General features: G+C 61.7%; 22 protein-coding genes. 5 read left to right on the top strand and 17 right to left on the bottom strand.

All coding sequences use genetic code 11. The features are described 5' to 3' along the window. Positions 1 to 53: 53 nt before the first annotated feature. The 15 genes from CKW29_RS17795 to dksA form a co-directional block, all read right to left on the bottom strand. Entirely contained in the window at positions 54 to 3,014 is a 2,961-nt protein-coding gene (locus tag CKW29_RS17795; protein ID WP_095145505.1) for a DUF748 domain-containing protein, read from the bottom strand. A gap of 93 nt (positions 3,015 to 3,107) precedes the next feature. Continuing rightward, entirely contained in the window at positions 3,108 to 4,124 is a 1,017-nt protein-coding gene (locus CKW29_RS17790; RefSeq protein WP_095145506.1) for a class I SAM-dependent rRNA methyltransferase, read from the bottom strand. Positions 4,125 to 4,298: 174 nt separating this feature from the next. Then, positions 4,299 to 5,171 (bottom strand): oxygenase MpaB family protein, encoded by an 873-nt coding sequence (locus tag CKW29_RS17785; protein WP_095148905.1) that lies wholly within the window; start codon positions 5,169 to 5,171, stop codon positions 4,299 to 4,301. 50 nt (positions 5,172 to 5,221) lie between these two features. Next, positions 5,222 to 7,159, bottom strand: a complete 1,938-nt coding sequence (acs, locus tag CKW29_RS17780; protein ID WP_095148904.1) for an acetate--CoA ligase — start codon at positions 7,157 to 7,159, stop codon at positions 5,222 to 5,224. A 139-nt stretch (positions 7,160 to 7,298) separates the two neighbouring features. Further along, entirely contained in the window at positions 7,299 to 8,963 is a 1,665-nt protein-coding gene (gene pgi, locus CKW29_RS17775; RefSeq protein WP_095145509.1) for a glucose-6-phosphate isomerase, read from the bottom strand. A gap of 240 nt (positions 8,964 to 9,203) precedes the next feature. Continuing rightward, on the bottom strand, positions 9,204 to 9,584 hold the full coding sequence (gene panD / locus CKW29_RS17770; RefSeq protein WP_095145510.1) for an aspartate 1-decarboxylase: 381 nt from the start codon (positions 9,582 to 9,584) through the stop codon (positions 9,204 to 9,206). 137 nt (positions 9,585 to 9,721) lie between these two features. Continuing rightward, positions 9,722 to 10,582, bottom strand: coding sequence for a pantoate--beta-alanine ligase (gene panC, locus CKW29_RS17765; RefSeq protein WP_095145511.1), 861 nt, complete (start codon positions 10,580 to 10,582; stop codon positions 9,722 to 9,724). Further along, positions 10,579 to 11,379: a 3-methyl-2-oxobutanoate hydroxymethyltransferase gene (gene panB, locus CKW29_RS17760; RefSeq protein ID WP_095145512.1), complete on the bottom strand. Its 801-nt coding sequence runs from the start codon at positions 11,377 to 11,379 to the stop codon at positions 10,579 to 10,581. Before panB ends, panC begins: the two co-directional genes overlap by 4 nt. 275 nt (positions 11,380 to 11,654) lie before the next feature. Next, positions 11,655 to 12,140, bottom strand: a complete 486-nt coding sequence (folK, locus tag CKW29_RS17755; protein WP_095145513.1) for a 2-amino-4-hydroxy-6-hydroxymethyldihydropteridine diphosphokinase — start codon at positions 12,138 to 12,140, stop codon at positions 11,655 to 11,657. Between the two features lie 4 nt (positions 12,141 to 12,144). Then, positions 12,145 to 13,548, bottom strand: a complete 1,404-nt coding sequence (locus tag CKW29_RS17750; protein WP_095145514.1) for a polynucleotide adenylyltransferase PcnB — start codon at positions 13,546 to 13,548, stop codon at positions 12,145 to 12,147. Between the two features lie 748 nt (positions 13,549 to 14,296). Further along, a complete protein-coding gene (locus tag CKW29_RS17745; RefSeq protein ID WP_095145515.1) occupies positions 14,297 to 15,733 on the bottom strand; it encodes a sigma-54 dependent transcriptional regulator in 1,437 nt (478 codons plus the stop codon). A 22-nt stretch (positions 15,734 to 15,755) separates the two neighbouring features. After that, positions 15,756 to 18,710 (bottom strand): sensor histidine kinase, encoded by a 2,955-nt coding sequence (locus CKW29_RS17740; RefSeq protein WP_176465321.1) that lies wholly within the window; start codon positions 18,708 to 18,710, stop codon positions 15,756 to 15,758. Beyond that, a complete protein-coding gene (locus tag CKW29_RS17735; RefSeq protein ID WP_003176118.1) occupies positions 18,694 to 18,870 on the bottom strand; it encodes a hypothetical protein in 177 nt (58 codons plus the stop codon). Before CKW29_RS17735 ends, CKW29_RS17740 begins: the two co-directional genes overlap by 17 nt. Before the next feature lie 77 nt (positions 18,871 to 18,947). Beyond that, positions 18,948 to 19,844, bottom strand: a complete 897-nt coding sequence (gene gluQRS, locus CKW29_RS17730) for a tRNA glutamyl-Q(34) synthetase GluQRS (RefSeq protein ID WP_095145517.1) — start codon at positions 19,842 to 19,844, stop codon at positions 18,948 to 18,950. 85 nt (positions 19,845 to 19,929) lie between these two features. After that, positions 19,930 to 20,373, bottom strand: a complete 444-nt coding sequence (dksA, locus tag CKW29_RS17725) for an RNA polymerase-binding protein DksA (RefSeq protein ID WP_095111029.1) — start codon at positions 20,371 to 20,373, stop codon at positions 19,930 to 19,932. A 333-nt stretch (positions 20,374 to 20,706) separates the two neighbouring features. Between dksA and CKW29_RS17720 the strand changes: the two genes are divergently transcribed. Then, positions 20,707 to 21,879, top strand: a complete 1,173-nt coding sequence (locus tag CKW29_RS17720; protein WP_095145518.1) for a pyridoxal phosphate-dependent aminotransferase — start codon at positions 20,707 to 20,709, stop codon at positions 21,877 to 21,879. Further along, positions 21,879 to 22,592, top strand: coding sequence for a DNA/RNA nuclease SfsA (sfsA, locus tag CKW29_RS17715; RefSeq protein WP_095148903.1), 714 nt, complete (start codon positions 21,879 to 21,881; stop codon positions 22,590 to 22,592). The genes CKW29_RS17720 and sfsA overlap by 1 nt, the downstream gene beginning before the upstream one ends. Here sfsA and CKW29_RS17710 read toward each other — a convergent pair. Next, positions 22,589 to 22,906, bottom strand: a complete 318-nt coding sequence (locus CKW29_RS17710; RefSeq protein ID WP_095148902.1) for a Rieske (2Fe-2S) protein — start codon at positions 22,904 to 22,906, stop codon at positions 22,589 to 22,591. The genes sfsA and CKW29_RS17710 overlap by 4 nt on opposite strands. 186 nt (positions 22,907 to 23,092) lie before the next feature. Between CKW29_RS17710 and CKW29_RS17705 the strand changes: the two genes are divergently transcribed. The 3 genes from CKW29_RS17705 to CKW29_RS17695 are packed head-to-tail and all read left to right on the top strand — an operon-like array spanning position 23,093 to position 25,778. Next, complete coding sequence (locus tag CKW29_RS17705) at positions 23,093 to 23,977, top strand: hemin ABC transporter substrate-binding protein (protein ID WP_095148901.1); 885 nt, start codon at positions 23,093 to 23,095, stop codon at positions 23,975 to 23,977. Then, positions 23,974 to 25,011, top strand: a complete 1,038-nt coding sequence (locus CKW29_RS17700; RefSeq protein WP_095148900.1) for an iron ABC transporter permease — start codon at positions 23,974 to 23,976, stop codon at positions 25,009 to 25,011. Before CKW29_RS17705 ends, CKW29_RS17700 begins: the two co-directional genes overlap by 4 nt. Continuing rightward, complete coding sequence (locus tag CKW29_RS17695) at positions 25,011 to 25,778, top strand: heme ABC transporter ATP-binding protein (RefSeq protein WP_095148899.1); 768 nt, start codon at positions 25,011 to 25,013, stop codon at positions 25,776 to 25,778. Before CKW29_RS17700 ends, CKW29_RS17695 begins: the two co-directional genes overlap by 1 nt. Positions 25,779 to 26,059: 281 nt before the next feature. Here CKW29_RS17695 and CKW29_RS17690 read toward each other — a convergent pair whose 3' ends face one another. Next, positions 26,060 to 26,332 carry a TfoX/Sxy family protein gene (locus tag CKW29_RS17690; protein ID WP_064392505.1) on the bottom strand — a complete coding sequence of 91 codons (273 nt, stop codon included), beginning with the start codon at positions 26,330 to 26,332 and terminating at the stop codon, positions 26,060 to 26,062. Positions 26,333 to 26,546: the final 214 nt, after the last annotated feature.

The following is a 26,546-nucleotide window of genomic DNA, read 5'->3' as shown; positions in this document are numbered from 1 at the left end:
CGGCATGCATGTCGGGGCCTGTTCTTTTGGGGAGGGGCACTGAGCCGGTGCCCTTACTCGGCGTCCAGATGCATCGGTGTGATGACCCGGCCATCGCTCTGGGCCTGACCCAGGTTGGCATCAATGAAGTACACCCGGTCATCGGCCAGTTGGCCTTTGTCCACCAGGTAGTCCTTGATGCTGCTGGCGCGGTCCTGGCCCAGTTGGCGCAAGAGCACGTCGCTGGAAGCCCAGAAGTTGATCACCCCTTCACGCATTTTCGCCGCACGCTCTTCCTTGCCCAGATCCTTCCATTCGGCCGGTGGCTGGGTTTTCAGACGGATGCGGTAAATGCCTTCCAGCAGTGGCGTTTTTTCACTCTCGGGGACTTCCAGCAATGAGGCCTGGGCGGGCACTTTGTCGCCGCGACGCTGGAGTATTTTGTAGTAAGTGTACTGGTACTCGCGCTCCAGTCGTTGCTCGGCAATCAATGGGCCGTCGCTGCTTTGTGCGGCGGTGCCTTCGATTTCCAAGCGCAGGGCCGGGCGTTCCTTGAGTGCGCTGGCCAGTTTGACCAGTGCGCCTTCGGCGTCTTTGCTCAGCTCGCTGGAACCTGGTGCGAACGAAACGGTGCCCAGGTCCTCGGAACCGCCACCGGCAACCAGCCCGCCGATGAGCTTGAAGGGGGCTGCGGCGGCCTTCACGATCAGGTTGCGCAGGGTTTGCCAGACAATCGGCATCACGCTGAATTGTGGGTTGTTCAGGTCGCCGGTGACTGGAAGTTCGATGGAGATCTTGCCGTCGACATCCTTGAGCAGGGCGACCGCCAGTTTCAGCGGCAGGCTCACGGCGTCCGGGCTGTCGACTTTCTCACCCAGTTCCAGCTGTTCGACCACCACTTTGTTCTCTGCCTTGAGCTGGCCCTTGGTGATCAGGTAATGCAGGTCGAGGTTGAGCCGGCCCTTGCGGATCCGGTAGCCGGCGAATTTGCCGGAGTAGGGCGTCAGGGTGGTCAGTTCGACCCGTTTGAAACTGGTGGCAATATCCAGTGCCGCCATCGGGTCGAACGGGTTGACGCTACCCTTGATGGTCACCGGGGCGTAGCGGTCCACCTTGCCTTTGACGTCAACGCTGGCAGGTTTGGCCTGGCGACTGTCGATGGTGCCGATCTGGCCGTTGAGTTGCTGGATGGCGGTGGCGAAGTTGGGCGTCAGGCTGAAGTCGGCGAAGTTGGCCGAGCCGTCGTTGATCGCAATGCCGCCGATGTGGATGCCCAGCGGCTTGTCCTTGCTCGCGGCGGGTTTCGCCGCGCCGGTCTTGGCGCCGCTGTCGGCCGGTTGCGGGATCAGCAGGTCATCGATGTTGGTGGTGCGGTCTTCGTTGATCATGAAGCGCGCATAGGGTTGCTGCAGGTTGATCCGGTCGATCGACAGGCTGTCGCCATGCTGGTAGTTCAGACCTTCGACCATGACTTTCTGCCATTTGAGAAAGTCGCGGGACTTCAAGGTGTCGAGGGTGTGCAACTGATCGACCTGGGCCTTGCCGGTGACGTTGAACGCCAGGGGCTCAGTGCTTTTCAGGTTGACGGCCAGGTCGCTGCCGAGCATCCCGGAACGCAGTTCCAGGAGAATGAACGGGTTGATGTAGGACTGGGCGACACGCAGGTCGATGTCCTGGGTCTTGACCTTGAGCTGAGCGCTGATGGGCGCCAGGTTGACCTCGCCCTCAGCCATCAGCTTGCCTTGCTTGCCCAGGCCGGTGTCGAGCTTGAGGGTAAAGGGCGAGCCATTGAGGCTATCGAAGTTCTTCAGGTCCAGGTTCAGCGGGCCCAGTTCCAGCGCGACCGCAGGTGTTGCCTGGCGATCGGCCAGATGCACCTGATAGTTGCGCAACTCAACATCCTTGAGCAGCACCTGCCAGGGTTTGCTCGGCGCGACAGGCTCCGGTGTTGCTGCGGGTGCCGGTGCGTCGACGGTCGCCGGAGCGCTGCTGGCCTGGGCTTTTACCGCAGGCTTGGCCGGTTGACTGGCAAAGAGTTTCTGCCAGTCGAGTTGGCCATCGGCTTCGCGGGCGGCCCAGGTTTCGAGTTTCTGGCTGCGGATCTTGCCAACGACCACTTGCTGTTTGGCCAGGTCGACGGTGGTTTCACTGACGTCCAGGCGCTCCAGGCGCACCAGCGGTCGACCATCCGGAGTCTTCATGGCAAAGGGGGCGACATTGACCGAGGCATTGCTCAGCAGCAACTCGGTTTCCTTGGCCAGGTTGAGCGTGTAGTCGGTGCTCAGGCTGAGGACGCCGTCTTCAAGGACCAGCGGCAGCGCATCTCGGACATAGGGCCAGAAGGACTTCATCTTGCCGTCGGTGATTTTCAGGTTGCCTTGCGAGGCGATGGGCACCAGGCTGATGTTGCCGGTCCACTCCACCTTGCCCCCCGCCGGGCCGATGGCAACCAGATTCATGTCGGCGTTGTCGTCGGGCAGGGTACTGAGGTGTTTGAGCTCGAAATCAAGTTTGTCGTAGATGAACTCGATCGGCTCGCTGGGGCGCAGATCCTGGAAGTGCACATAGCCGCGGTTCAGGTCGATGCGGTCGATGCGCAGCGGAAAAGGCTGGGCATCCGGGTCGGCGGGTGTCGGCTCACTGACCGGCAACTTGAACAGTTGGGTGAGGTTCAGGCCGCCGTCCTTGCTGAACAGGAGCGCGGTCTTCGGCTTGTCCAGTTGCACGTCAGCCAGGTGCACAGCGCGGGTCCAGAGGCTGTCGAGTTGCAGGTCGGCGTACAAACGCTCGAACCCGACTTGCTCGTTGCCGGGTTCCCCGATGTTCAAGCCCCACACGGTCAGCTCAAGGCTGAAGGGGTTGAGTTCGATCCGCTGGATGCTCGCGGGCACCGTTGCGTAGTGGGCCAATTGCTGATTGGCGACCCGCAGGGCGATGCCCGGCAAAATCAGAAAACCCAGCAAGCTGTAGAGGGCCAGAGCAGTCAACAAGGCGCCGATGGCGCGAATCAATCCTTTGGGCATGTGTGGCTTCATCTGTCTGAATCGGAAGTGCCTTGGAGTATGGCATGCGACTCTGGTTCCAAAGCAATGACCTTGATCAGCAATGTTCAGATTTTGCCGGGGATTTCACAGCTGCAAAATCAGGGTCTTGAGCGGTGGTTGCTGGTCCATTGATGGAAAGTCGCTACCCGGTGTCAGCACCTTCCAGTCGCGCACGGGGCGCCCGGCTTTTTCCGCGCAGCGCAGCACCTGCTCGCGCCAATCGTCCATGCTGACTTTTGCCAGGTTGTTGCAGCAGATCAGCACACCATCTTCGGCCGTGGCCAGCAAGGCCGGTTTGAGCAGGCTCTGATAGTCGCGCAGCAGGTCAACCGTGCCGAATGCGCTTTTGGCCCATGCCGGCGGGTCGAGCAGCACCAGGTCATATTGGCGTTGCTCCAGGCGCGGGTAGCTGGGCAGCTTTTGCCCGCGCCGCTGGCTGATGGGCAAGCCGGCGAGCTGGCGGATGGCTGGAAAGTAGTCGGACTGCACGAACTGCATGGTGGGCAGTTGCGGATTGAGCAGGCCGTTCTCACGGCCGACCGCCAGATTACCCTCGGCGAAATCCAGGTTGCACACTTCACGCGCACCGCCGGCCGCGGCGCTCAGGCCAACGCCGCAGGTGTAGGCAAACAGGTTCAGTACGCTTTTGCCGGCACTGTGTTCCTTGACCCAGCCACGGGCGTTGCGCAGGTCGAGAAACAACAGAGGGTCCTGCCCGGCATGGCGGCCGCGAACTCGGTAGTTCAGACCCCATTCGTGGCCGATCTGGTCGGCAAGGGCGGCTTCGTCGGCACGATAAACCGTGTCTTCACGGTCGATCCGCGAGTTGCCCCGGGAACGGTCGTTATAGACCAGCAGCAAGTCGAGGCCCAGGTGTTGATTGATGGCTTCGTGCAGTTGCAACAGCGTTTCGCGCTCCAGCGACTGGTGAAAACTTTGCACCAGCAGTTGCGGGCCGTAACGGTCGATGGTCAGGCCGCCAGCGCCTTCCTGGCTGCCATGGAACAGGCGGTAGCAGTCCGTGCCTTGCGCGTGCAGTTCGGCGAGCAAGTCTTGGCGATGATCGAGGGCGGCGCGCAGCGCCTGATTCAAGGAAGACATGCGAAGCGCCTTGCTGGGGAATTTGGCGCGAGAGTTTAACAGCTTGGACGCTGAAGCACTTGTCGCTGATCGTTCCCCTGTGGCGAGGGAGCTTGCTCCCGTTCGGGCGAGCAGCGCCCGTAAAATCTACGGCCGGGATCGATCTGAAAGTACCCCGGCTGATGGGTCAAGGGCTCAGCCTGACAGGCCCATTCTCCGCCTGGCCCGTTGTATCGAACCGTTGCGCACGGCCCAGCGCAGCATCGGCGCGCTGCGGTTGACGCTGGCGCGTATCAGCTTGCGCTGGATGGGGCTCTGACTGACACCCAGCATGGTACTGGCCCAATCAGGCAGCAGGTCGATCCCGGCCTGCATCATCAGCCCGCCAAAGGGCTTGGCCAGACGGCTGGGGGACGGGGCGTTCAACAGCAGGCGCAACACCTCGCGGCTGCGTTCATCGCACAATAACTGCGGGCGGATTCGTTCAAGGTAGTCGGCGACTTCGCGGCGCGAGCGCGGTACATCGCGGGCGCCCAGGCGCTCGGCGATCAAGGCGATTTCAGCGTAGTAGCGGTCCTGGTCAGCGGCTGAAAGCTGTGGGTTGCGATAACGCAAATGGGCGGCGAGGAAGTTGCTGACCTCGGCCACATGCACCCAGGTCAGCAGGTCGGGATCGCTGGCGGCGTAGGGTCGGCCATCGGGCGCGGTGCCGGTCACTTGCAGGTGAATGGTACGGACTTTCTCGATCAGCCAGTCGGCGTCCTGTCGCGAGCCGAAGGTGGTGCCGGAGATGAATTGCCCGGTGCGGCGCAGGCGGCCGAGCATGTCCTCGCGAAAGTTCGAGTGATCCCAGACGCCGGCCAGGGCCAGTGGGTGCAGGGCCTGCAGCATCAAGGCACTGATGCCGCCGATGAGCATGCTGCTGAAATCACCGTGTACCTGCCAGCTGACCGAGTCGGGACCGAAGAGGCCGGGGTCGCCCTTGGGGTTCTCCAGGTCGAGTTTGCCCAGGGAAAGACCGCTCAGGCTCATGATCTGGGTTTCGATGCGGGTACGAATGAATTCCATGGCGACTCAGTGATAGAAAGAAGGCGCGACCATTGCTGGCCGCGCGTGGATTACTGGTTCAGGCGCTTGTCGATCAACCCCTCGACCACGCTTGGATCGGCCAGGGTCGAGGTGTCGCCGAGGCTGTCGAGCTCATTGCAGGCGATCTTGCGCAGGATACGCCGCATGATCTTGCCCGAGCGGGTTTTCGGCAAGGCTGGCGCCCACTGGATCAGGTCCGGTTTGGCGAAACTGCCGATTTCCTTGCTGACGTAGGCCAGCAGTTCTTTTTTCAGGGCCTCGTCCGGTTCGGTGCCGTTCATCGGGGTGACGAAGGCATAGATGCCCTGGCCTTTGACATCGTGGGGGTAACCGACCACCGCGGCTTCGGCGATGCTGTCGTGCAGCACCAGCGCGCTTTCGACCTCGGCCGTGCCGATGCGGTGGCCGGAAACGTTGATCACGTCATCGATGCGTCCGGTGATCCAGTAATCGCCATCCTCGTCGCGGCGGGCACCGTCGCCGGTGAAATAGTAGCCGGGGTAAGGTTTGAAATAGGTATCGACCATCCGTTGCGGGTCGCCATAGACGCTACGGATCTGCGCCGGCCAGCTGGATTTCAACGCCAGCACGCCGCTGCCGGGGCCGCTGATTTCCTTGCCTTGCTCGTCGAGCAGCACCGGTTGCACGCCGAACATCGGCTGGGTCGCGCAGCCGGGTTTGATCCGCTGTGTGCTGACCAAGGGGCTGAGCATGATGCCGCCGGTTTCGGTCTGCCACCAGGTATCGACGATCGGACAACGCTGCTCGCCCACCGCATTGAAGTACCACTCCCAGGCTTCCGGGTTGATCGGCTCACCGACGGTGCCGAGCAGTCTGAGGCTGGCGCGGGAAGTTTCTTTCAACGGCTCAGGGCCTTCACGCATCAATGCGCGCAGGGCGGTCGGGGCGGTGTAGAAGATGTTCACTTTGTGCTTGTCGATGACTTGCCAGAAGCGCGAGGTACTCGGGTAGCTCGGCACGCCTTCGAAGATCAACGTGGTGGCACCGTTGGCCAGCGGGCCGTAGACGATGTAGCTGTGCCCCGTGACCCAGCCAACGTCGGCGGTGCACCAGAACACTTCACCGTCGCGGTAGTCGAGCACGTACTTGAACGTCATCGCCGCTTGCAGCAGGTAACCACCGGTGGTGTGCAGCACTCCCTTGGGTTTGCCGGTGCTGCCGGAGGTGTAGAGGATGAACAGCGGGTCTTCGGCGTCCATCGGCTCGGGCGGGCAATGGCCGCTGACATCGCGCAGCGCCTGGTGATACCAGAGGTCGCGCCCCTCGACCCAATTGACCTCGCGCTGGGTGCGTTCAACCACGATGACGGTGCTGACCGCCGGGCAACTGAGCAGGGCGTTATCGACGTTCTGTTTGAGCGGTACATATTTACCGCCACGCACCCCTTCGTCAGCGGTAATCACGGTGCGGCAATCGGCATCAAGGATCCGGTCGCGCAGGGAGTCGGGAGAAAACCCGCCGAAGACGACTGAATGTACCGCGCCAATGCGCGCGCAGGCGAGCATGGCATAGGCGGCCTCCGGGATCATCGGCATGTAGATGCACACCCGGTCGCCTTTCTTCACGCCACGGCTTTTCAGCACGTTGGCCAGGCGGCAAACGCAGTGATGCAGTTTCTGGTAGGTGATATGCACCGATTCGGCCGGATCGTCGCCTTCCCAGATGATCGCGGTCTGTTCGCTGCGTTTGGCCAGGTGGCGGTCAATGCAGTTGTAGCTGACGTTAAGCTGGCCGCCGGCGAACCACTGGGCCTTGCCGGTCCTGATGTCTGATTGCTGAACGGTTTGCCAGGGGCTGGTCCAGTCGAGGAAGCGCCTGGCCTGTTCGGCCCAGAAGGTGTCGGGTTGCTCGATGGATTGGCGGTACAGGCGCTGATAGTCGTCCTGACTCAGCTGTGCAGCCCGGCGGACGGCATCGGCGATGGGGAAGGTGCTGATATCGAACATGACGGCTCCTTATTCTTGTTTTGCGACAAGGAATAAAGATGCGCCGAGTGACTATCGGGTTCAAGTTGTACATGGATCCAGTGTGGGAGCGAGCAGGCGGAACGCCGCCCGGCTCTCTCCCACAGGGTTCGGCGCTGGATCAGCCGCGGTGACGACCACGGAAGTAGTTGATCAGGCCTTGGGTGGACGCATCATCGGCAGGCGCTTCGTCGCTGCCCACCAGACGGTTGTAGACGCCTTTACCCAGTTCTTTGCCCAATTCCACGCCCCACTGGTCAAAGGCATTGATGCCCCAGACCACGCTTTGCACAAACACCTTGTGCTCATACAGGGCCACCAGCGCACCCAGGCGGCGCGGGCTGATGCGCTCAAGCACCAGGGTGTTGCTCGGACGGTTGCCCGGGATCACCTTGTGTGCGGCCAGTTTCTGCACGTCGGCGTCGCTCATGCCCTTGTCACGCAGTTCTGCTTCGGCCTCGCTGCGGGTTTTGCCCAGCATCAGGGCCTGGCTTTGCGACAGGCAGTTGGCATACAGCCACTGGTGGTGGTCGGACACCGGGTTGAAGCTGACGATAGGCACAATGAAGTCAGCCGGGATCAACTGGGTGCCCTGGTGCAGCAACTGGTGATAGGCGTGCTGGCCGTTGCAGCCCACGCCACCCCAGATCACCGGACCGGTATCGGTGGAGACCGGTGTGCCGTCCTGGCGCACGCTCTTGCCGTTGGATTCCATGTCCAGTTGCTGCAAGTGCTTGGTGATGTTGCGCAGGTAGTGGTCGTACGGCAGGATCGCGTGACTTTGCGCGCCCCAGAAATTGCCGTACCACACACCCAGCAAGGCCATCAGCACCGGCATGTTCTGTTCGAACGGAGCCGTCTGGAAGTGCTGGTCCATGGTGTAGGCGCCGGACAGCAGTTCCTTGAAGTTGGACATGCCAATGGCCAGGGCAATCGGCAGGCCGATGGCCGACCACAGCGAGTAACGCCCGCCGACCCAGTCCCACATCGGGAAGATGTTCTCTTCGCGGATACCGAAGGCCACGGCGGCGGCGTTGTTGCTCGATACGGCGATGAAGTGGCGATACAGCTCGGCTTCCGAGCCACCCTGAGCCAGGTACCAGGCACGTGCGGCCTGGGCGTTTTTCAGGGTTTCGAGGGTATTGAAAGACTTTGAGGAAACAATGAACAGCGTGGTCTCGGCCCGCAGCTTCAGGGTCAGCTCGTGGAATTCACTGCCGTCGATGTTCGCCAGGTAGTGGCAGCGCACGCCTTTCTGGGCGTAGGACAGCAGCGCTTCGGAGACCAGTTCGGGGCCGAGGAACGAGCCACCGATGCCGATGTTCACCACGTCGGTGATCGGCTTCTCGGTGTAGCCACGCCACAGACCGTCATGAATGCGGCCGACCAGATCGGTGATCTGGTTCAGTACCTTGTGCACGTCCGGCATCACGTTGACGCCGTTGACCGACAACTTGTCGCCCACCGGGCGACGCAGGGCGGTGTGCAGGGCCGGACGGCCTTCGGAGGCGTTGACGATCTCGCCGCTGAACAATGCCTTGATCGCGTCCTGCAGGCCTACTTCGTTCGCCAGGCCCACCAGCAGGTTGCGCGTTTCGGCGGTGATCAGGTTTTTCGAATAATCCAGAAACAATCCACAGCTGCTGAGGGTGAATTGCGTGAAACGCTGCGGATCGGCATTGAACGCTTCGCGCATGCTGAAATCCTGCATGGCCTGGCGGTGATCATTCAGCGCCTGCCAGGCTGGCAGAGCGGTAACGTCTTGAGGAGTGCGGTAATACGCCATCGCTGCGGGTTTCCTTTTACTTGAACTGCCTTTAGGACACTGAAAAACCCGGAATGTGCTGTCCGAAGGCAGGCATTGTCCGGTCAAACTGCGAATAAACGATTAAATAGTGCAGGGCGCTAACAGTAAACCTTGGCGCAAGATCTGTCTTGGCGTTGTCCGACCCGCGACCGGTACCATTTTGTACCGGCGTATCGGAGTGTCGGACGGATTTTCTGTGTGCAGAGTACGGGGGAGGGTTCAGGCGACCTGGACCGGGATGGCGTTGCTGGTGTGGCTCAGTTCATTGCCTGGCGCCATGTAGAGCATGCGTGGCTTGAAATCCAGCAGCTCGGCTTCGCTGTAATGCGCGTAGGCGCAGATGATCACCCGGTCGCCGACCTTGGCCTTGTGCGCCGCGGCACCGTTGACCGAGATCATGCGCGAGCCTTCTTCGCCACGAATGGCGTAGGTGGTGAAGCGCTCGCCGTTGTCGACGTTGTAGATCTGGATCTGTTCGTATTCACGGATCCCGGACAAGTCCAGCCACTCGCCGTCGATGGCGCAAGAGCCTTCGTAGTCGAGCACAGCGTGGGTAACTTCGGCGCGATGGAGCTTGGCCTTGAGCATGATGGCGTGCATGAGTGATTCCTTGGGCTGATCCGAACGGCGGGCAGTTTGCCCGAAGCCTTTGCGGCCGGCAATACAGCGGGTGCGTTGTGCCAGGAGGGCGCGCGGCCCCCTTGGCACGGGTACATCCCACCGTTGTCTTGCCGTGTTCAGGCAGGTAAGTCGAGGTTCAGGTGCAGGTTGTCGATCAGTCGGGTGGTGCCCAGGAAGGCGGCCACCAGAATGACCAGGTCGCGATCCTGCGCCGTGGCCGGACGCAGGGTCAGCCCATGGCGGATTTCCAGGTAGTCAGGGCGCAAACCGGCGGCCTGCAACTGCTCGACTTTCCCGGCCAGCAGTGCCGGGTAATCCCGTTCACCGTGCTTGATGGCCTCGGCGATTTCACTCAGCGTGCGATACACCACGGGCGCGACGGTACGTTGCTCTTGGCTGAGGAAGCCATTGCGCGAAGACAGCGCCAAGCCATCGGCGGCCCGTACGGTCGGTTCGCCGATGATCTGGATCGGCATGTTCAGGTCATGAACCAGGGCACGAATCACCGCCAGCTGCTGGTAGTCTTTCTGACCGAAGACCGCCAGGTCCGGCTGGACCATGTTGAACAGTTTGCTGACCACGGTCGCCACGCCTTCGAAATGCCCGGGACGGCTGGCGCCGCACAGGCCTTCAGCCAGCTGTGGAACGCTGACGCGGGTCTGGCCGGCCATGCCGTCTGGGTACATTTCTTCGACGCTTGGCGCGAACAGCAGGTGGCAGCCAGCCTGGAGCAGTTGCTCCTGGTCGGCGGCGAGGGTTCGCGGGTACTTGTCGAGGTCTTCGCCAGCGCCGAACTGCAGCGGGTTGACGAAAATGCTCGCCACCACGAAATCCACCCGCTGGGCGGCCTTGGTCACCAGTGCAACGTGACCGCTGTGCAGGTTGCCCATGGTTGGCACGAAGCCGATGCGTTTGCCTTCGCTGCGGGCGCGGGCTACGGCGGCACGCAGTTCGCGTACGGTCTTGACGGTGTTCATGCCGAGAATCCGTGTTCAGCGCCCGGGAAGGTCGCGGCTTTGACTTCGCTGACGTAGGCGCTCAGGGCCGCCTGGATGCTGTTCTGGCCTGCCATGAAGTTTTTCACGAACTTGGGCGCGCGACCGGTGAGCGACAAGCCCAGCATGTCGTGCAGGACCAGGACCTGGCCGTCGGTGGCGTTGCCGGCACCGATGCCGATCACGGGGATCTTCACGGCCTGGGTGATTTCTGCGGCCAGCTCGCTCGGTACGCATTCGAGCAGCAGCATCGCCGCGCCGGCCTGTTCCAGCGCGATGGCGTCGGCACGCATCTGCCGTGCCTGGTTTTCATTGCGGCCCTGGACTTTATAGCCGCCCAGAATGTTCACCGACTGTGGGGTCAGCCCCATGTGGGCACAGACTGGAATACCGCGTTCGGCCAGCAGGCGAATCGAGTCGGCCAGCCACAACGCGCCTTCGACTTTGACCATGTGCGCGCCGGCCTGCATCAACAGGGCGCTGTTGACCATGGCTTGCTCATTGGTGGCATAGGCCATGAACGGCAGGTCCGCGAGGATCAAGGCATCGGTGTTACCGCGCTTGACTGCCGCGACGTGGTACGCCATTTCGGCGGTGGTCACGGGCAGGGTGCTGTCATGTCCCTGCAATACCATGCCGAGGGAGTCGCCCACCAGTAACACGTCAACGCCGGCTTCATTGCAGGCGTGAGCGAAGGTAGCGTCATAGCAGGTCAGCATGCTGATCTTTTCACCTTTCTGCTTGAGGCTCTGCAGGGTGGTGAGGGTAATAGCTGGCATGTAAAGGATCCTCATTCAGGCGCTTGGAAAACTACTGCGAGTAACGCGCGTGATTCTTCATTTACTCAGGCGCACGGTCTTTTGTCGTGCTTGAAAAGCCTGGATGGCGCCCTTTAGTGCCGTGTTGGCGGCAGCGGGACGCCTATAGTCGTGAGGAGAACTCGGGAAGTCAATTGGATGTGTTACCGCAAGGTTACTGCCTGGGTGTTACCGGCGTTACTGATGCGATTCAGCAGAAACCGTCGCAGTACCCTCGGCCTGTAGGGGCAGTGCTCCTACAGACTGGAGGTGCGCTCCAGCCCGACGAACGGGCAGGCCGCCAGCAGGTCGCGTAACAGACGGCCATCTGCCAGTTGCAGATCGGCGGGCGCCAGTTCGGCCAGCGGGTAGAGGACAAAGGCCCGTTCCTGCAGGTGGTAATGGGGCACCTTGAGGCGTGGTTCGTCGATCAGGCGATCGCCGAACAGCAGAATATCCAGGTCCAGCGTGCGCGGCCCCCAGCGTTCGAGGCGCTCGCGGCCCTGATCGTTTTCGATGGCTTGCAGCGCGTCGAGCAGTTCAAGCGGCGCCAGCAGGCTGTCCAGCGCGGCTACCGCGTTGGTATAGCGCGGTTGGCCAGGCAGCAAGGAGTCACTCTGATAGAAGGTCGAGACCCCGGCCAGCGTTGTCCGGGGCAATTGCGCCAGCGCTTCAACAGCGCTGCGCAACTGTTCAGCGGGGGCTGCGAGGTTGCTGCCCATGCCTATGTAGATGCGTTCCATCGACTTACTCGCCTGACGAGTTAGTGCTACCTGCGGCACGTTTGCGCTTGGCGCCACCGCTGCGGCGACGTTTGCGCGGTGCACCGCTGGCGCCCTCGTCCTTGCCGCTGAGGTCGCGAATCATGTCGCGACGCTCACTCTCGTTGGCGTCCTGATAGTCCGTCCACCACTCGCCCAGGCCGTCGGTCGGCTCGCCGGCGCTTTCGCGCAGCAGCAGGAAGTCGTAGCCGGCGCGGAAGCGCGGATTGTCCAGCAGCAGATCGGCGCGTTTGCCGCTGCGACGTGGCAAGCGTTCCTGCATGTCCCAGATCTCGCGGATCGGCAGGGTGAAGCGCTTGGGAATCGCAATACGCTGGCACTGCTCGCTGATCAGTTCGTGGGCGGCTTCCTGCATCGCCGGAATCGGCGGCATGCCACGGTCCTGCAGGCGCAGTACGCGGGCTGGCAGGGCTGGCCACAGGAGGGCGGCGAACAGGAAGGCAGGGGTCACCGGCTTGTTCTGCTTGATCCGCAGGTCGGTGTTGATCAGCGCTTCACTGATCAGGGTGTGGGTATAGGTCGGATTGTGTTCCAGTGCTTCGGCGCTGGCCGGGAACAAGGGATCGAACAATTGCAGGTCGACCAGCATCTCGAAGGTATCGGCCGCATGCCCCGAGAGGAACAACTTCAATACTTCTTCGAACAAGCGGGCCGACGGGATCTCGCGCAACATTGGTGCCAGGCCGCGGATCGGCAGGGCGCTGTGCTTCTCGATGCCGAAGTCGAGCTTGGCGGCAAAGCGCACGGCTCGCAGCATGCGCACCGGGTCTTCCTGGTAGCGCTGGGTCGGGTCGCCGATCAGGCGGATCAGGCGGTTGCGGATGTCGTGTACGCCGTTGGCGTAATCGAGAATGCGCTCGCTGACCGGGTCGTAATACAGGGCATTGATGGTGAAGTCGCGGCGTTGCGCGTCTTCTTCCAGGGTGCCGTATACGTTGTCGCGCAGAATGCGCCCGCTTTCGTTACGCGAGGACTGGTTGCTGTCTTCCTCTTCGTCGTTTTGCGGGTGATTGGCGCGGAAGGTCGCGACCTCGATGATTTCGCGGCCAAAGTGGATGTGCACCAGCTTGAAGCGGCGGCCAATGATCCGTGCGTTGCGAAACTCGGCGCGGACCTGTTCCGGCGTGGCGCTGGTGGCGACGTCGAAATCCTTGGGGGTGATGTTGAGCAGCATGTCGCGCACGCAGCCGCCGACCAGATAAGCCTGGTACCCGGCGTTCTGCAAGCGTTCGACGATGTTCACCGCATAACGGCTGAACTGGGCCTTTTGCAGCGAATGTTGGCCGCTGTTGAGGACTTCAGGCGTGCTACGAATGTGTTGCGTACGACGCAAGGGAGAACGGAATGACTGGAACAGCTTCTTCAGCATGGGATGCACTGTTTGAAGGAATGTTCGGCCATAACGAAGAATGACCGCATGATGGGCGGGGATTCTAGCATTTAGTCGAGGGATGGTGTAGGACACAGCAGATATGAGCTGCAGGCTATGGCGACAAAGGTAAAACGCAGGGGGGGAAGGGGGGTGAATCGCGGACGCTACAGAAACCACAGAAACCACAAGGGGAGCCGAAGCTCCCCAAGAAGTAGTTGCGTGCTCTATTTTTATTATTGGTTTCGGGCTTCTTGTTTTTGTGTCGCGCCCTTGTCATGAGGTTTTCCCTTCATGACCCTCCCAATCGGGAGCCAAGAGCAAACGGATTGCTTTGATCGCTGTGTTGCAATGATCGATGTGATCCAACCAGTTCAGGCTCTGCCTTAGGGCAGTTTTTGTTGTTCTCGGCCTGGTTGTGGGGCAAGCCCCAAATACAACGCCTCTCCAAAAGAATCAGTTAGCTACGCCTCTCGCCGTCTTGTTTTTATTGTGCGTGAGTCGATTCGTCTTATTTTTATTGTCTTGTGCATTGCTTGTTATTGTTCTTGTACCAGACATATAGCAGGAGCCGTGCCAACTTTTGTGATCCCCAGCAAAACAAGGGGTTAGGAGGGTTTTGCGCATTGTTTCAGGCAAAAAAAACCGGGGCTTCGTTACCGTAAGCCCCGGCTTCTGTTACGAAAAAAGCTGCGGTAACAGTTTTTTCACATGTTCAGGTGTTACTTGCACATTCGACAGGTGACATTCAGCTCTCGCTGGCTACACCGGTCTTGCGCCGTGGGATACCCAGGCGCTGGCGACGTTCCCACAGGCATTTACGGCTGACCCCGAGTTTGCGAGCCAGCTCGGTTTCGGTCATGTGGTCCTGGTGTTCGAGCACGAAGTGCTGGAAGTAGTCTTCCAGCGACAGGTCTTCGGTGGGTTCGTGACTGGTGTTGGTGGCACTGCCCTGTTGCGGTGCCAATCCGATGAATTCGTCTTCTTCCAGGTCACCGAGCTCGATGTCGATGCCCAGCAGCTCGGCAGAAATCTCCGGGCTTTCACACAGAATCACCGCACGCTCGACAGCGTTCTCCAGTTCGCGCACGTTACCTGGCCAGCTGTAGTGACGAATCGCCTGCTCGGCGTCGGGTGCGAACTTCAGGTCGCTGCGATTGACCCGTGCGCTTTGGCGCGCGAGGAAGGCATTGGCGATTTCGTTGACGTCGGCGCCGCGCTCACGCAAGGCCGGCAGTTTCAGGGCGATTACGTGGAGACGGTAATACAGGTCTTCACGGAACTGGCCGATCTTGGCCAGGCTCTTGAGGTCGCGGTGCGTCGCCGCGATCAGGCGGACGTCGACCTTCTGCGATTGAACCGAACCGACGCGGCGGATCTCGCCTTCCTGCAGTACGCGCAGCAAGCGAGCCTGGGCTTCCAGTGGCAATTCGCCGATCTCGTCGAGGAACAGGGTGCCACCGTCCGCGGCTTCCACCAGGCCTGCGCGACCGGCGCTGGCACCGGTAAAGGCGCCTTTCTCGTGGCCGAACAGTTCGGACTCGATCAGGCTTTCCGGAATGGCCGCGCAGTTCACCGAAATCATCGGTGCCTTGGCGCGCCTGGACAAGTTGTGCAGGGCGCGGGCGACCAGCTCCTTGCCGGTACCGGATTCACCCTGGATCAGCACATTGGAGTCCGTCGGCGCCACTTTGCGGATTTTGCCGTACAGGTCCTGCATGGGCGGGCAGGAACCGATGATGCCGATCTCGCCGTTGCTGGCGTCGACCCCGGGCTTGTCGCTGCCATTGACCGCTTTGCCAGCCGGGCGTTCACCGGTCGTGATCTGGGCGGTTTGTCGGTCACGCAGAATGCGTGCGACGGCCTGGAGCATTTCGTCGTGGTCGAAAGGCTTGGCGATGTAGTCCACCGCGCCCATCTTCATCGAGTCGACCGCCGAGCGCAGGCTGGCGTAGCTGGTCATGATCAGCACCGGCGTGCCCTGGCCCAGCTTGATCAGCTCGGTGCCCGGTGCGCCCGGCAGGCGCAGGTCACTGACAATCAGGTCGAACGTGGGAATGCTGAAGCGTTCTTGTGCTTCCTGCACTGAACCGGCTTCGCTGACCTGGTACTGGTTACGTTCCAGCAGGCGGCGCAAGGCGGAGCGGATAATGGTTTCGTCTTCGACGATCAAAATGTGCGGCATTGATTCGATTCTCTCGACGGTCTCAGTTCACAGCGGACGTCGCTTCGACATGACGCGGTAAGGTCACCCGGATACGGGTGCCGCGTTGGCTTTGTGTGTCAGCCGGGCTGTCGATGGTGATTTGTCCATAATGCTCTTCAACGATGGAATAGACCAGTGCAAGGCCCAGACCGGTGCCTTCGCCAGGATCCTTGGTGGTGAAGAAGGGTTCGAACAATCGGTCCATGATGCTCGAGGGTATGCCGCTGCCTTCGTCTTCGACGATCAGATCGACCGTGTGTTCGCTGGCTTCGCTCTTGACCCGTACCGCACTGCCGGCTGGCGAGGCGTCACGGGCGTTGGACAGCAGGTTGATCAGGACCTGGGCGAGCCGTTGCGGGTCGCCATCGACCCAGTGTTCAGGGTCGCACAGGTTAAAGAACTGGACTTCGAAGTTGCGTCGGTTCAAGGCCAGCAGGCCAATGGCGTCCTGGGCCACTTCGGCCAGGCAGACCGGTTCGTCATTGTGCTGGTGGCTGCCGGCGTGGGCGAAGCTCATCAAGGATTGCACGATGCGTGACACGCGCTTGGTCTGCTCGATGATTTGCCCACTGATTTCCGTGATTTCGCCGTCTTCTTCACGCTCTTCGCGCAGGTTCTGCGCCAGGCAGGCGATACCGGTGATCGGGTTGCCGATCTCGTGGGCCACGCCGGCGGCCAGGCGACCGATGCTCGCCAGGCGTTCGGAATGCACCAGTTTGTCTTCGAGCATCTGGGTTTCGGTCAAATCCTCGACCAGCAACACCAGGCCGCTGTTGCCGGGCGCGAGGGGCTCATCGATCGCCGCTTTGTGCAGGTTCAGCCAGCGGGTCTGGCCATCGAGGGCCAGGTGCTGTTTGTGCAAGTGTTCGTCCGGCACGTTGATGAAGCCTTGCAGCAGTTCTTTCCAGGGCTCGCCCAGGGTGCTCAGGCGTGAACCGACCACGCGCTGCGCGGCAATCCCGGTCAGCTCCTCCATGGCTTTGTTCCACATGAGGATTTCCTGGTCCTTGGCCAACGAACACACACCCATCGGCAGTTCTTGCAAGGTCTGGCGGTGATAACGGCGCAGGGCATCGAGCTCGGCGGCAAGGCCGGTAAGCCGCGAGTGGTAATCCTCGAGGCGGCTTTCGATGAAGTGAATGTCCTCGGTGACGTAGTTTTCGCCGCCGGCCTTGTACGGCAGGAAGGTTTCCACCATGTCCTGGGCAACACTGGGACCCATCAGGCCGGACAGGTTGGCTTCGATCCGGTCGCGCAAGCGGCGCAGTGCGTAGGGGCGACGCTCATCGAACGGCAGGTACAGGTCGCGCAAGGCTTGCTCGACTTCTTTTTGCGCGGCCTTGGCGCCCAAGGGCTTGGCCAGTTGGGTGGCGAACTCCTGGGGTGAGGCAGCGTGCAGTTCGCGGCGCTGCGGACGGCGCACGTTGTCCACCGCGCACGCTTCCGCGGCACTGGCTTCTTCGGTGCTGGCGTTGGTGAACAGCGAGACCAGCGTGAATATCAGTACGTTGGCGGCCAGCGAGGCAATCGCCGCCATGTGCCAGCTGGTGTCGTCGAGCACATAGATCATGTTCAGCAGCGGTATGTAGAACCCCTGCAGATTGCCCACCAGCGGCAACAGCATGGTCACCAGCCAGACCAGGACCCCCGCCATCAATCCGGCGATAAAGCCGCGACGGTTGGCGGTCGGCCAGTAAAGAACGGACAGCACGCCCGGCAGGAACTGAAGGGTGGCGACGAACGCGACGATGCCCAGATTGGCCAGGTCTTGCTCGGCACCCAGCATCAGGTAGAAGCCATAACCGGCCATGATGATCGCGACGATCAGCGCCCGGCGGGTCCACTTCAGCCAGCGGTAGATGTTGCCTTCGGCAGGTGGCTGGTACAGCGGTAGCACCAGGTGGTTCAGGGCCATCCCGGACAGCGCCAGGGTGGTGACGATGATCAGGCCGCTGGCGGCCGACAACCCGCCGACATAGGCCAGCAGGGCCAGCGCCTTGTTGTTGGCGGCGATGCCGATACCGAGGGTGAAGTACTCCGGGTTGGTGGTGGCGCCCAGTTTCAGGCCGGCCCAGAGAATCAACGGCACGGCCAGGCTCATCAGCAACAGGAACAGCGGCAGGCCCCAGCTCGCACTGACCAGCGAGCGCGGGTTGAGGTTTTCGGTGAAGGTCATGTGGTACATGTGCGGCATCACGATGGCCGAGGCGAAGAACACCAGCAGCAGGGTGCGCCAAGGACCTTCTTGCAGCGGTGTGTGCAGGGCGGCGAGGGCGGTCTGGTTTTGCAGCAGCCACAGCTCCAGCTGTTGCGGGCCGTCGAACACGCCGTACAAGGCATACAGGCCGACGCCGCCAATGGCGATCAGCTTGATGACCGACTCAAAGGCAATCGCGAACACCAGGCCTTCGTGTTTCTCCCGGGTCGCGATGTGCCGCGAGCCGAAGAAAATCGTGAACAGGGTGATCAGGGCGCAAAAACTCAAGGCGACCCGGTGCTGTACGGGCTCGCGGGTGAGGATGCCGATGGAGTCGGCGACCGCCTGGATCTGCAGGGCAAGCAGGGGCAGCACCGCAATCAGCATGAAGATCGTGGTCAGCGCGCCAGCCCAGGTGCTGCGAAAGCGAAACGCAAACAGGTCGGCCAGCGACGACAGCTGATAGGTGCGGGTGATTTTCAGGATCGGGTACAGCAGCACCGGTGCCAGCAGAAACGCCCCGGAAACCCCGAGGTAGCTGGAGAGAAAACCATAGCCGTACTGGTAGGCCAGGCCTACCGTGCCGTAGAACGCCCAGGCGCTGGCATACACACCCAGTGACAGGGTGTAGGTCAGCGGGTGGCGAATGATCGCTCGCGGGATCATTCCGCGCTCACTGACCCAGGCAACGCCGAACAGCACCGCCAGGTACGCGGCGCTGATCAGGATCATCTGGGTCAGGCTAAAGCTCATCGGCATCTTTTTGGCTCTGCAGGATGAAGGTCACGACGATCAGGATCAGCCACAGCAAGTACGGCCGATACCAGGCGCCAGTAGCGTCGATCCACCAGTCCATGATGGCGGGGGAGAACAGATAGATCCCCACTACCAGGAGCAGGACCAAGCGATAGATGTACATCCCGGCCTCTCTTTATTGTGTGCGTGCCCGAAAACGTGCGGCGATGGTAACGGATGGGCGCCAACCTGCAAGCTTAGTCAGCGTAATTGCGCTTCGGGCAGTGTCAGTGTGCGGGGAATCAGCAGCGCATCCCAGTGCCTGACTCCCCACTTGAGCACCTCGGCGGGCGTTGCGCTATCGAGTGCCGGGTCCGGCTGTTGTCCCAATGCGCGCAGGGCGCGCAACAACAGCGGGGTGGCCTGGTCTTCGGTCAGCGGCGGCGAACGGTAGGATTTGCCGAGTTTGTTACCGTCCGGCTGGGTAATCAATGGCAGGTGCAGGTAACGCGGTTGCGCCAGGCCCAGCAGTTCCTGCAGGTACAGCTGGCGCGGGGTGGAGTCGAGCAGGTCGGCGCCGCGCACGATGTCGGTGACGCCTTGCCAGGCATCGTCCAGTACCACCGCCAGTTGATAGGCGTACAGCCCGTCGCGGCGGCGAATCACGAAATCGCCGACGTCGCGGCCCAGGTGCTGGCGGTACTCGCCTTGCACCCGGTCGGTGAAGTGATACTCAAGCTCTGGAACCCGCAGGCGGATCGCCGCGTCTTCGCGGGCGTGGCCGGCGTTGCGGCACAGCCCCGGGTAAATCCCGTGGTAGGGCGCCAGTTGTTTGCGCGAGCAGGTGCAGGCGTAGGCCAGGCCGTGGTTGAACAGTTGGTTCACGACCTGCAGGTAGGCGTCGTGGCGTTCGCTCTGGCGGACCATCTCGCCGTCCCATTCAAAGCCGTAGCTTTCCAGGGCCTTGAGGATCGCGGTCTGGGCACCGGGTTCTTCCCGGGGTGGGTCGAGGTCTTCCATGCGCAGCAGCCAGCGGCCGCCGGCGGCGCGTGCGTCGAGGTAGGACGCCAGTGCCGCGACCAGCGAACCAAAATGCAGGTGCCCGCTGGGGGTGGGGGCGAAGCGCCCGATGTAGGCGGGTGTCTTGATAGCGGTCATGGGCGTGTTGATCATTGAGGGAGCAAAACCGTCAGAAACAAAAAACGGAGCGTTCGCACGCTCCGTTCTTGAGTCAAATCGACGCTTATTTGCCGACTTGTTTTTCCTTGATTTCTGCAAGGGTCTTGCAATCGACGCACATGTCGGCGGTAGGGCGGGCTTCAAGACGACGAATGCCGATCTCGACGCCGCACGACTCGCACCAACCGTACTCTTCGTCTTCGATCAGTTGCAGGGTCTTGTCGATCTTCTTGATCAACTTGCGCTCACGGTCGCGGGCGCGCAGTTCGAGGCTGAATTCTTCTTCCTGGCTGGCACGGTCGGCCGGGTCGGGGAAGTTGGCCGCTTCGTCTTTCATGTGATCAACAGTGCGGTCGACTTCCTGCATCAAGTCCTGTTTCCACTTGTTCAGGATCTTGGTGAAGTGATCGCGCATGGGCTTGCCCATGTATTCCTCACCCTTTACTTCTTTGTAGGGTTCGAAGCCGCTGATCGACTGGTTTGGCTGCTGCTTTGCTTGGGTGGGCATGAAATGGACCGCCTCTACTCTTGTAATCCATTGCGCAGGATTGCTCCATCACCGACACCTGCCGGCCCTGCGGCTGCAAGCGGGCGAACTTACCAGATCAAATCAGACCGCGCTACTCCCTGATGCCGAGGCCACGGTCCGTAAGGTTTGCAAATGGTTGCAAAGCCTTGTCTGGCGGCTCTGGAGACCTGATCAATTATTGATTTTAGTCAATCCTGACACTTGTGCAGGCACTCACTTGCCAGTGAGCCCGGGCTTTGTGACCGTATTAGGTTCTCGCTTGTTCCCGCGCTTGGGTAGAATCAGGTTTTTACCCCCGTTGAAGGAAGGCTAATGGCCCAGCCCTACAGTGCGCGCAGCCGCGCTATCGAACCTTTCCACGTCATGGCATTGCTGGCGCGCGCCAATGAGTTGCAAGCGGCCGGCCATGACGTCATTCACCTGGAAATCGGCGAACCGGACTTCACCACGGCCGAGCCGATCATCAAGGCCGGCCAGGCGGCACTGACGGCGGGGAAAACCCGTTACACCGCGGCGCGGGGCATTCCCGAGCTGCGCGAGGCCATTTCCGGCTTCTATCAGCAACGTTACGGGCTGGACATCGACCCGCAGCGCATCATGATCACCCCGGGAGGCTCTGGCGCGTTGCTGCTGGCCAGCGCCTTGCTGGTGGATCCGGGCAAGCACTGGTTGCTGGCCGATCCGGGTTACCCGTGCAACCGTCATTTTCTACGCCTGGTCGAAGGCGCGGCGCAGCTTGTTCCCGTGGGGCCGGACGTGCGTTATCAGCTGACCCCGGACCTGGTTGAGCGTTACTGGGACCACGACAGTGTCGGGGCCCTGGTGGCCTCGCCCGCCAACCCGACCGGCACGATTCTGACCCGCGACGAACTGGCCGGGTTGTCCACTGCGATCAAGGGGCGCAACGGTCATCTGGTGGTGGATGAGATCTATCACGGCCTGACGTACGGCACCGATGCCGTCAGCGTGCTGGAAGTCGATGACAGTGCCTTTGTGCTCAACAGTTTCTCCAAGTATTTCGGCATGACCGGCTGGCGCCTCGGTTGGCTGGTGGCCCCGCAAGCCGCCATCAGCGAGCTGGAAAAGCTTGCACAAAACCTCTACATCAGTGCGCCGAGCATGGCCCAGCATGCGGCCCTGGCCTGTTTCGAGCCTGCGACCTTGAGCATTCTCGAAGAGCGGCGGGCGGAATTCGGGCGTCGGCGCGATTTCCTGCTGCCGGCCTTGCGTGAGCTGGGCTTCGGTATCGCGGTGGAACCGGAAGGCGCGTTCTATCTGTATGCCGATATCAGTGCCTTTGGCGGTGATGCGTTTGCCTTCTGTCGGCACTTTCTGGAAACCGAGCACATCGCGTTCACGCCGGGCCTGGATTTCGGCCGGCACCAGGCCGGTCATCACGTTCGTTTCGCCTACACCCAAAGCCTGCCGCGTCTGCAGGAAGCGGTGGAGCGGATTGCCCGTGGCCTGCGGAGCTGGCAAGGCTGATGCGCTTCGATCCTCCCCTGGAAAAAGGCCGGCTGATTCGACGTTACAAGCGTTTTCTCGCCGATATCGAAACCGTTGGCGGCGAGATGATCACGATTCACTGTCCGAACACCGGGTCGATGTTCAACTGCATGGTCGAGGGCGGGGAGGTCTGGTTCAGTCGCTCCAACGATCCGAAACGTAAATTGCCCGGCACCTGGGAAATCAGCGAAACCCCGCAAGGGCGACTGGCCTGTGTCAATACGGCGCGGGCCAATGCCTTGGTCGAGGAGGCGCTGAAGGCGGGTGTGATCACCGAGCTCGACGGCTTTACCGCCCTCAAGCGTGAAGTGCCCTACGGCCAGGAGAACAGTCGCATCGATTTTCGTCTCGACTACCCGCAAGGGCAGGCCTTCGTCGAAGTCAAAAGCGTGACCCTGGGCTTCGACGGTTCAGCGGTCGCGGCGTTTCCGGATGCCGTGACCCAGCGAGGAGCCAAGCACTTGCGCGAATTGGCGTGCCTGGCGCGGGACGGCATTCGCGCGGTGCAACTGTATTGCGTGAACCTGACGGGGATCGACGCGGTGCGTCCCGCCGAGGAAATCGACCCGGGGTATGCGGCCGCCCTGCGTGAAGCGAAGGCGGCCGGCGTCGAGGTGTTGGCGTATGGCGTGAGTTTGAGCGCTGAAGAAGTCCGCGTCGAACGCCGGCTGGAGGTGCTGCTCGGCGCTTAAGACTGCACCCAGATGCCCTGAGTATCTTCCCGGCATGCCAGGGCGTTGAGTGACTGGCCGGCGCAAGGGCCAGCCACGCATTCGCCGCTTTCGATCAGGAACAGCGCGCCATGTGTGGCGCACTGGATCAGGCTGGCGCTCGGGTCGAGAAACTGGTCGGGGTGCCATTCCAGTGCGACTCCGCGATGGGGGCAGCGGTTCTCGTAGACATAGACCCGACCTTCGCGGCGCACGGCAAACAGCCGCTGGCCATCAATCTCGAACCCGCGGCTGCTGGCATCGACCAGCTCGGTGCTGGTGCAAAGAAACTTCATGACTGTCCTCTTGTGCCGAAGGCGCGGGCCTCTGGCGGCTATGCTGTGGGCGAGTACACATTAGCAAATGTGTCAGTGCTTGACGTGCAAATGGTAACAATTATCAAATGCCGGTTCCGCCCGTGGTGAGCGCGTTGCTGAACATGCCTCGATTCTGCGGGAAAACTGTGCAAAGGAAACCCTGTTATGCGCCTGAGTACCCGCGCCATTGCGCTCTGTGTCGGACTTTTGGTCAACCATGGGGTCACAGCGGTCGAGTTGCCGCAACGCTGGGTCAGTGCCGGGGGCGCGTTGTCGGAATGGGTGAGCGCACTGGGCAGTGAGTCCAGGCTGGTCGGCGTCGACACTACCAGCCAGCACCCTGAATCGCTCAAGACCTTGCCGAGTATCGGCTATCAGCGCCAGTTGTCGGCCGAGGGCATTCTGAGCCTGCGTCCGCAGATTTTGATCGGCACCGAAGAAATGGGCCCGCCGCCCGTGTTGTCGCAGATTCGCAGTGCCGGGGTGCAGGTCGAGTTGTTTTCGGCACAACCGGACCTGGCCACCCTTGAACGCAACTTGCAGCACCTGGGCCGGTTGCTCGGCAGCGAAGCCCGGGCCACGACGGTGTTCCAGGGTTATCAACAGCAAATCGTGCAGCAGCGGGCCTGGGTCGCGGCGGCGCAGGCCAAACAGAAGGCACCGGGGGTGCTGCTGCTGGGGCATGCGGGTGGCAAGCCGTTGATCGCCGGTAAAGACACGGCGGCCGATTGGCTGTTGCAGCAGGCGGGTGGGCGTAACCTGGCCACCCATACAGGCTACAAGCCGTTTTCCGTCGAATCGCTGGCCGGTCTGACTCCGGATGTGCTGGTGTTCTCCGATCGCGCACTGACTGGCGACACCGCCCGAGCGGCGCTGTTCAAGGAAAACCCGATACTGGCCTCAACGCCGGCGGCCAAGGCCGGGCGCGTCCTGGAGCTGGATCCGACCCTGTTGGTAGGCGGTCTGGGGCCGCGCTTGCCGCAAAGCCTGGCCACGCTGTCGGCCGGGTTCTATCCCGCTGAGTCCTCCAAGGCAACCACGGCCCAATGACCACTCTGGTTAAACCACGTTCGCTGTTCATTGGCCTGAGCCTGCTGTGTGTATTCGCCATTTGGCTGTCATTGGCGCTGGGGCCGGTCAGTTTGCCGTTGCTCGATACCTTGCGCGCGGCGATGCGCCTGATCGGCCTGCCGGTGGCGGCTGAAGGCCTGGAGCAGGCCGAACTGATTCTTGGGCAGATTCGCCTGCCGCGCACCTTGCTGGGTCTCGCGGTGGGCGGTGTGTTGGCCTTGTCCGGCGTGGCGATGCAGGGGCTGTTCCGCAATCCGCTGGCGGACCCGGGGCTGGTGGGCGTCTCCAGTGGTGCCGCCCTGGGTGCGGCGATCGCGATTGTTGGCGGCTCGCTGTCTGGCGGTCTGCCCGAGGTGATCGGTCCTTACGTGCTGTCATTGTCTGCGTTTCTTGGTGGCCTCGGGGTGACGGCACTGGTGTATCGCCTCGGCCGGCGTAACGGGCAGACCAATGTGGCGACCATGTTGCTGGCGGGTATCGCGCTGACCGCACTGGCCGGCTCGGCGGTGGGCTTGTTCACCTATCTGGCGGACGATGCGACCTTGCGCACGCTGACGTTCTGGAACCTGGGCAGTCTCAATGGCGCCAGCTATGCGCGGTTGTGGCCGTTGCTACTGGTGAGCGTGGCGGTGGCGCTCTGGTTGCCACGCCGGGCGGCGGCGTTGAATGCGCTGTTGCTCGGCGAGTCCGAGGCCGGCCATCTGGGGATCAATGTCGAGCGGCTCAAGCGCGAACTGGTGTTTTGTACCGCGCTGGGTGTGGGCGCCGCGGTGGCGGCGGCGGGAATGATCGGCTTTGTCGGGTTGGTGGTGCCGCATCTGGTGCGCTTGCTGGCCGGTCCCGATCACCGTGTACTGCTTCCGGCTTCGGTGCTGGCCGGCGCGAGCCTGTTGCTGTTTGCCGACCTGGTGGCGCGCTTGGCACTGGCTCCGGCCGAGTTGCCGATCGGTATCGTGACCGCGTTCATCGGCGCGCCATTCTTTCTCTATTTGCTGCTGCGAGGTCGCGCCTGATGCTGCGAGTGGAGAATCTGCAGATCCGCCGTGGCCGGAAAATCGTGCTCACGGACATCGATCTTGAGCTCAGGGCGGGTGAAGTGCTCGGTGTGCTGGGGCCGAACGGTGCGGGTAAAAGTACACTGCTCGGCGCCTTGTGCGGTGAGTTGCGCCCCGATCAGGGGCGGGTCTGGCTTGATCAGCGCGAACTGAGTGATTGGCAGGGGGCGCTGCGGGCCCAGCGCCTGGCCGTACTGCCCCAGTCCTCGACCCTGGATTTTGCCTTTCGCGTCGAGGAAGTGGTCGGCATGGGCCGCTTGCCTCATCAAACAGGCCGGATACGCGATGCGCAGATCATTGCCGCCGCGCTGCAGGCCGCCGATGTCGGGCATCTGACCGGGCGCAGTTACACAGCGCTGTCCGGTGGCGAGCGTCAGCGGGTGCACCTGGCGCGGGTACTGGCGCAGCTCTGGCCGGGCGAGGCGGGGCAGACCCTGCTGCTCGACGAGCCGACCTCCATGCTCGACCCGCTGCATCAGCACACCACCTTGCAGTCGATTCGCGAGTTTGCCGATCACGGCGCGGCAGTGTTGGTGATACTGCATGATCTGAATCTGGCTGCGCGCTACTGCGACCGCATTCTGCTGCTCGAAAATGGCCGTCCCCATGCGCTGGATACGCCGCAGCAGGTCTTGCGTCCCGAACCGCTCAAGGCCGTGTTCGGGCTGGATGTGTTGGTGCAGTCGCACCCGGAGCGCGGGCATCCGCTGATTATTGCTCGCTGAAAGAAAGGGTGCCTGATGGTCGTGGGGGGTAATCACTGTTGGGCAGGCAAAAAAAGACCCGGCAAGAGCCGGGTCAAATAACCGTGATTAGCCTGATGAGGAGATAATCTGAGAGTCCGAACCAAGGGCCTTTCAGAAGATCAGCTGGTCTCGCGACCAGATGTGATAATCATAACGATTCTCATTTCCAAGTCAACCAGTGTTTTTCGATTATTTTTGCCTTTTGCCAAACGCTTGTTTGGATTGATCGTCAGATGCGGATTGCCGGGCCAACACGTTGCTCAATTCTTGTGTCGTGACGATATGGCATCCAGTTGTTTGTTGAGGGCGTCCTTGCGTTCGGCGGGGATGTCATTCCAATGCACGTCCATCAGTGCCCCCTCAATGGCATACAGCAACACCTTCGACGCGCGAAAACCGCGGGTGCGCACCGCCCGGTAAGCGTCCACCGCCCCCAGGCGGCGCAAATCCGAGGCGCTGTGAATGCCTACGGCATGCAGCCATTGGGCTGACGTCTTGCCAAGGTTTTTCAGATGCTGCAGTTCATCATTCATCAAGCCTCCTTGCGACGGCCGAAGAGTGCGTGGGGCGAGCTTCAAAAGAGTGTAGCGGTCAGTAGGAAAAGCGTGGTTCTTTGGTCGGTTTGAACGCAAAAGCTTCTAAGGCGATGTGCCAGATGGCTCTGGAGAAGGCTTTAGAGTGCCTGGGTTGAGTCGTAAGGCGATCACGCAGGTCCGGCGCGGGTTGGGACACCGGACGTAGGCGGAC

It is taken from the genome of Pseudomonas sp. Irchel s3a18 (assembly GCF_900187535.1).
Lineage (GTDB): Bacteria > Pseudomonadota > Gammaproteobacteria > Pseudomonadales > Pseudomonadaceae > Aquipseudomonas.
The sequence above is the reverse complement of the archived record's forward strand: the minus strand, read 5'-3'. Positions and strand labels throughout refer to the sequence as shown.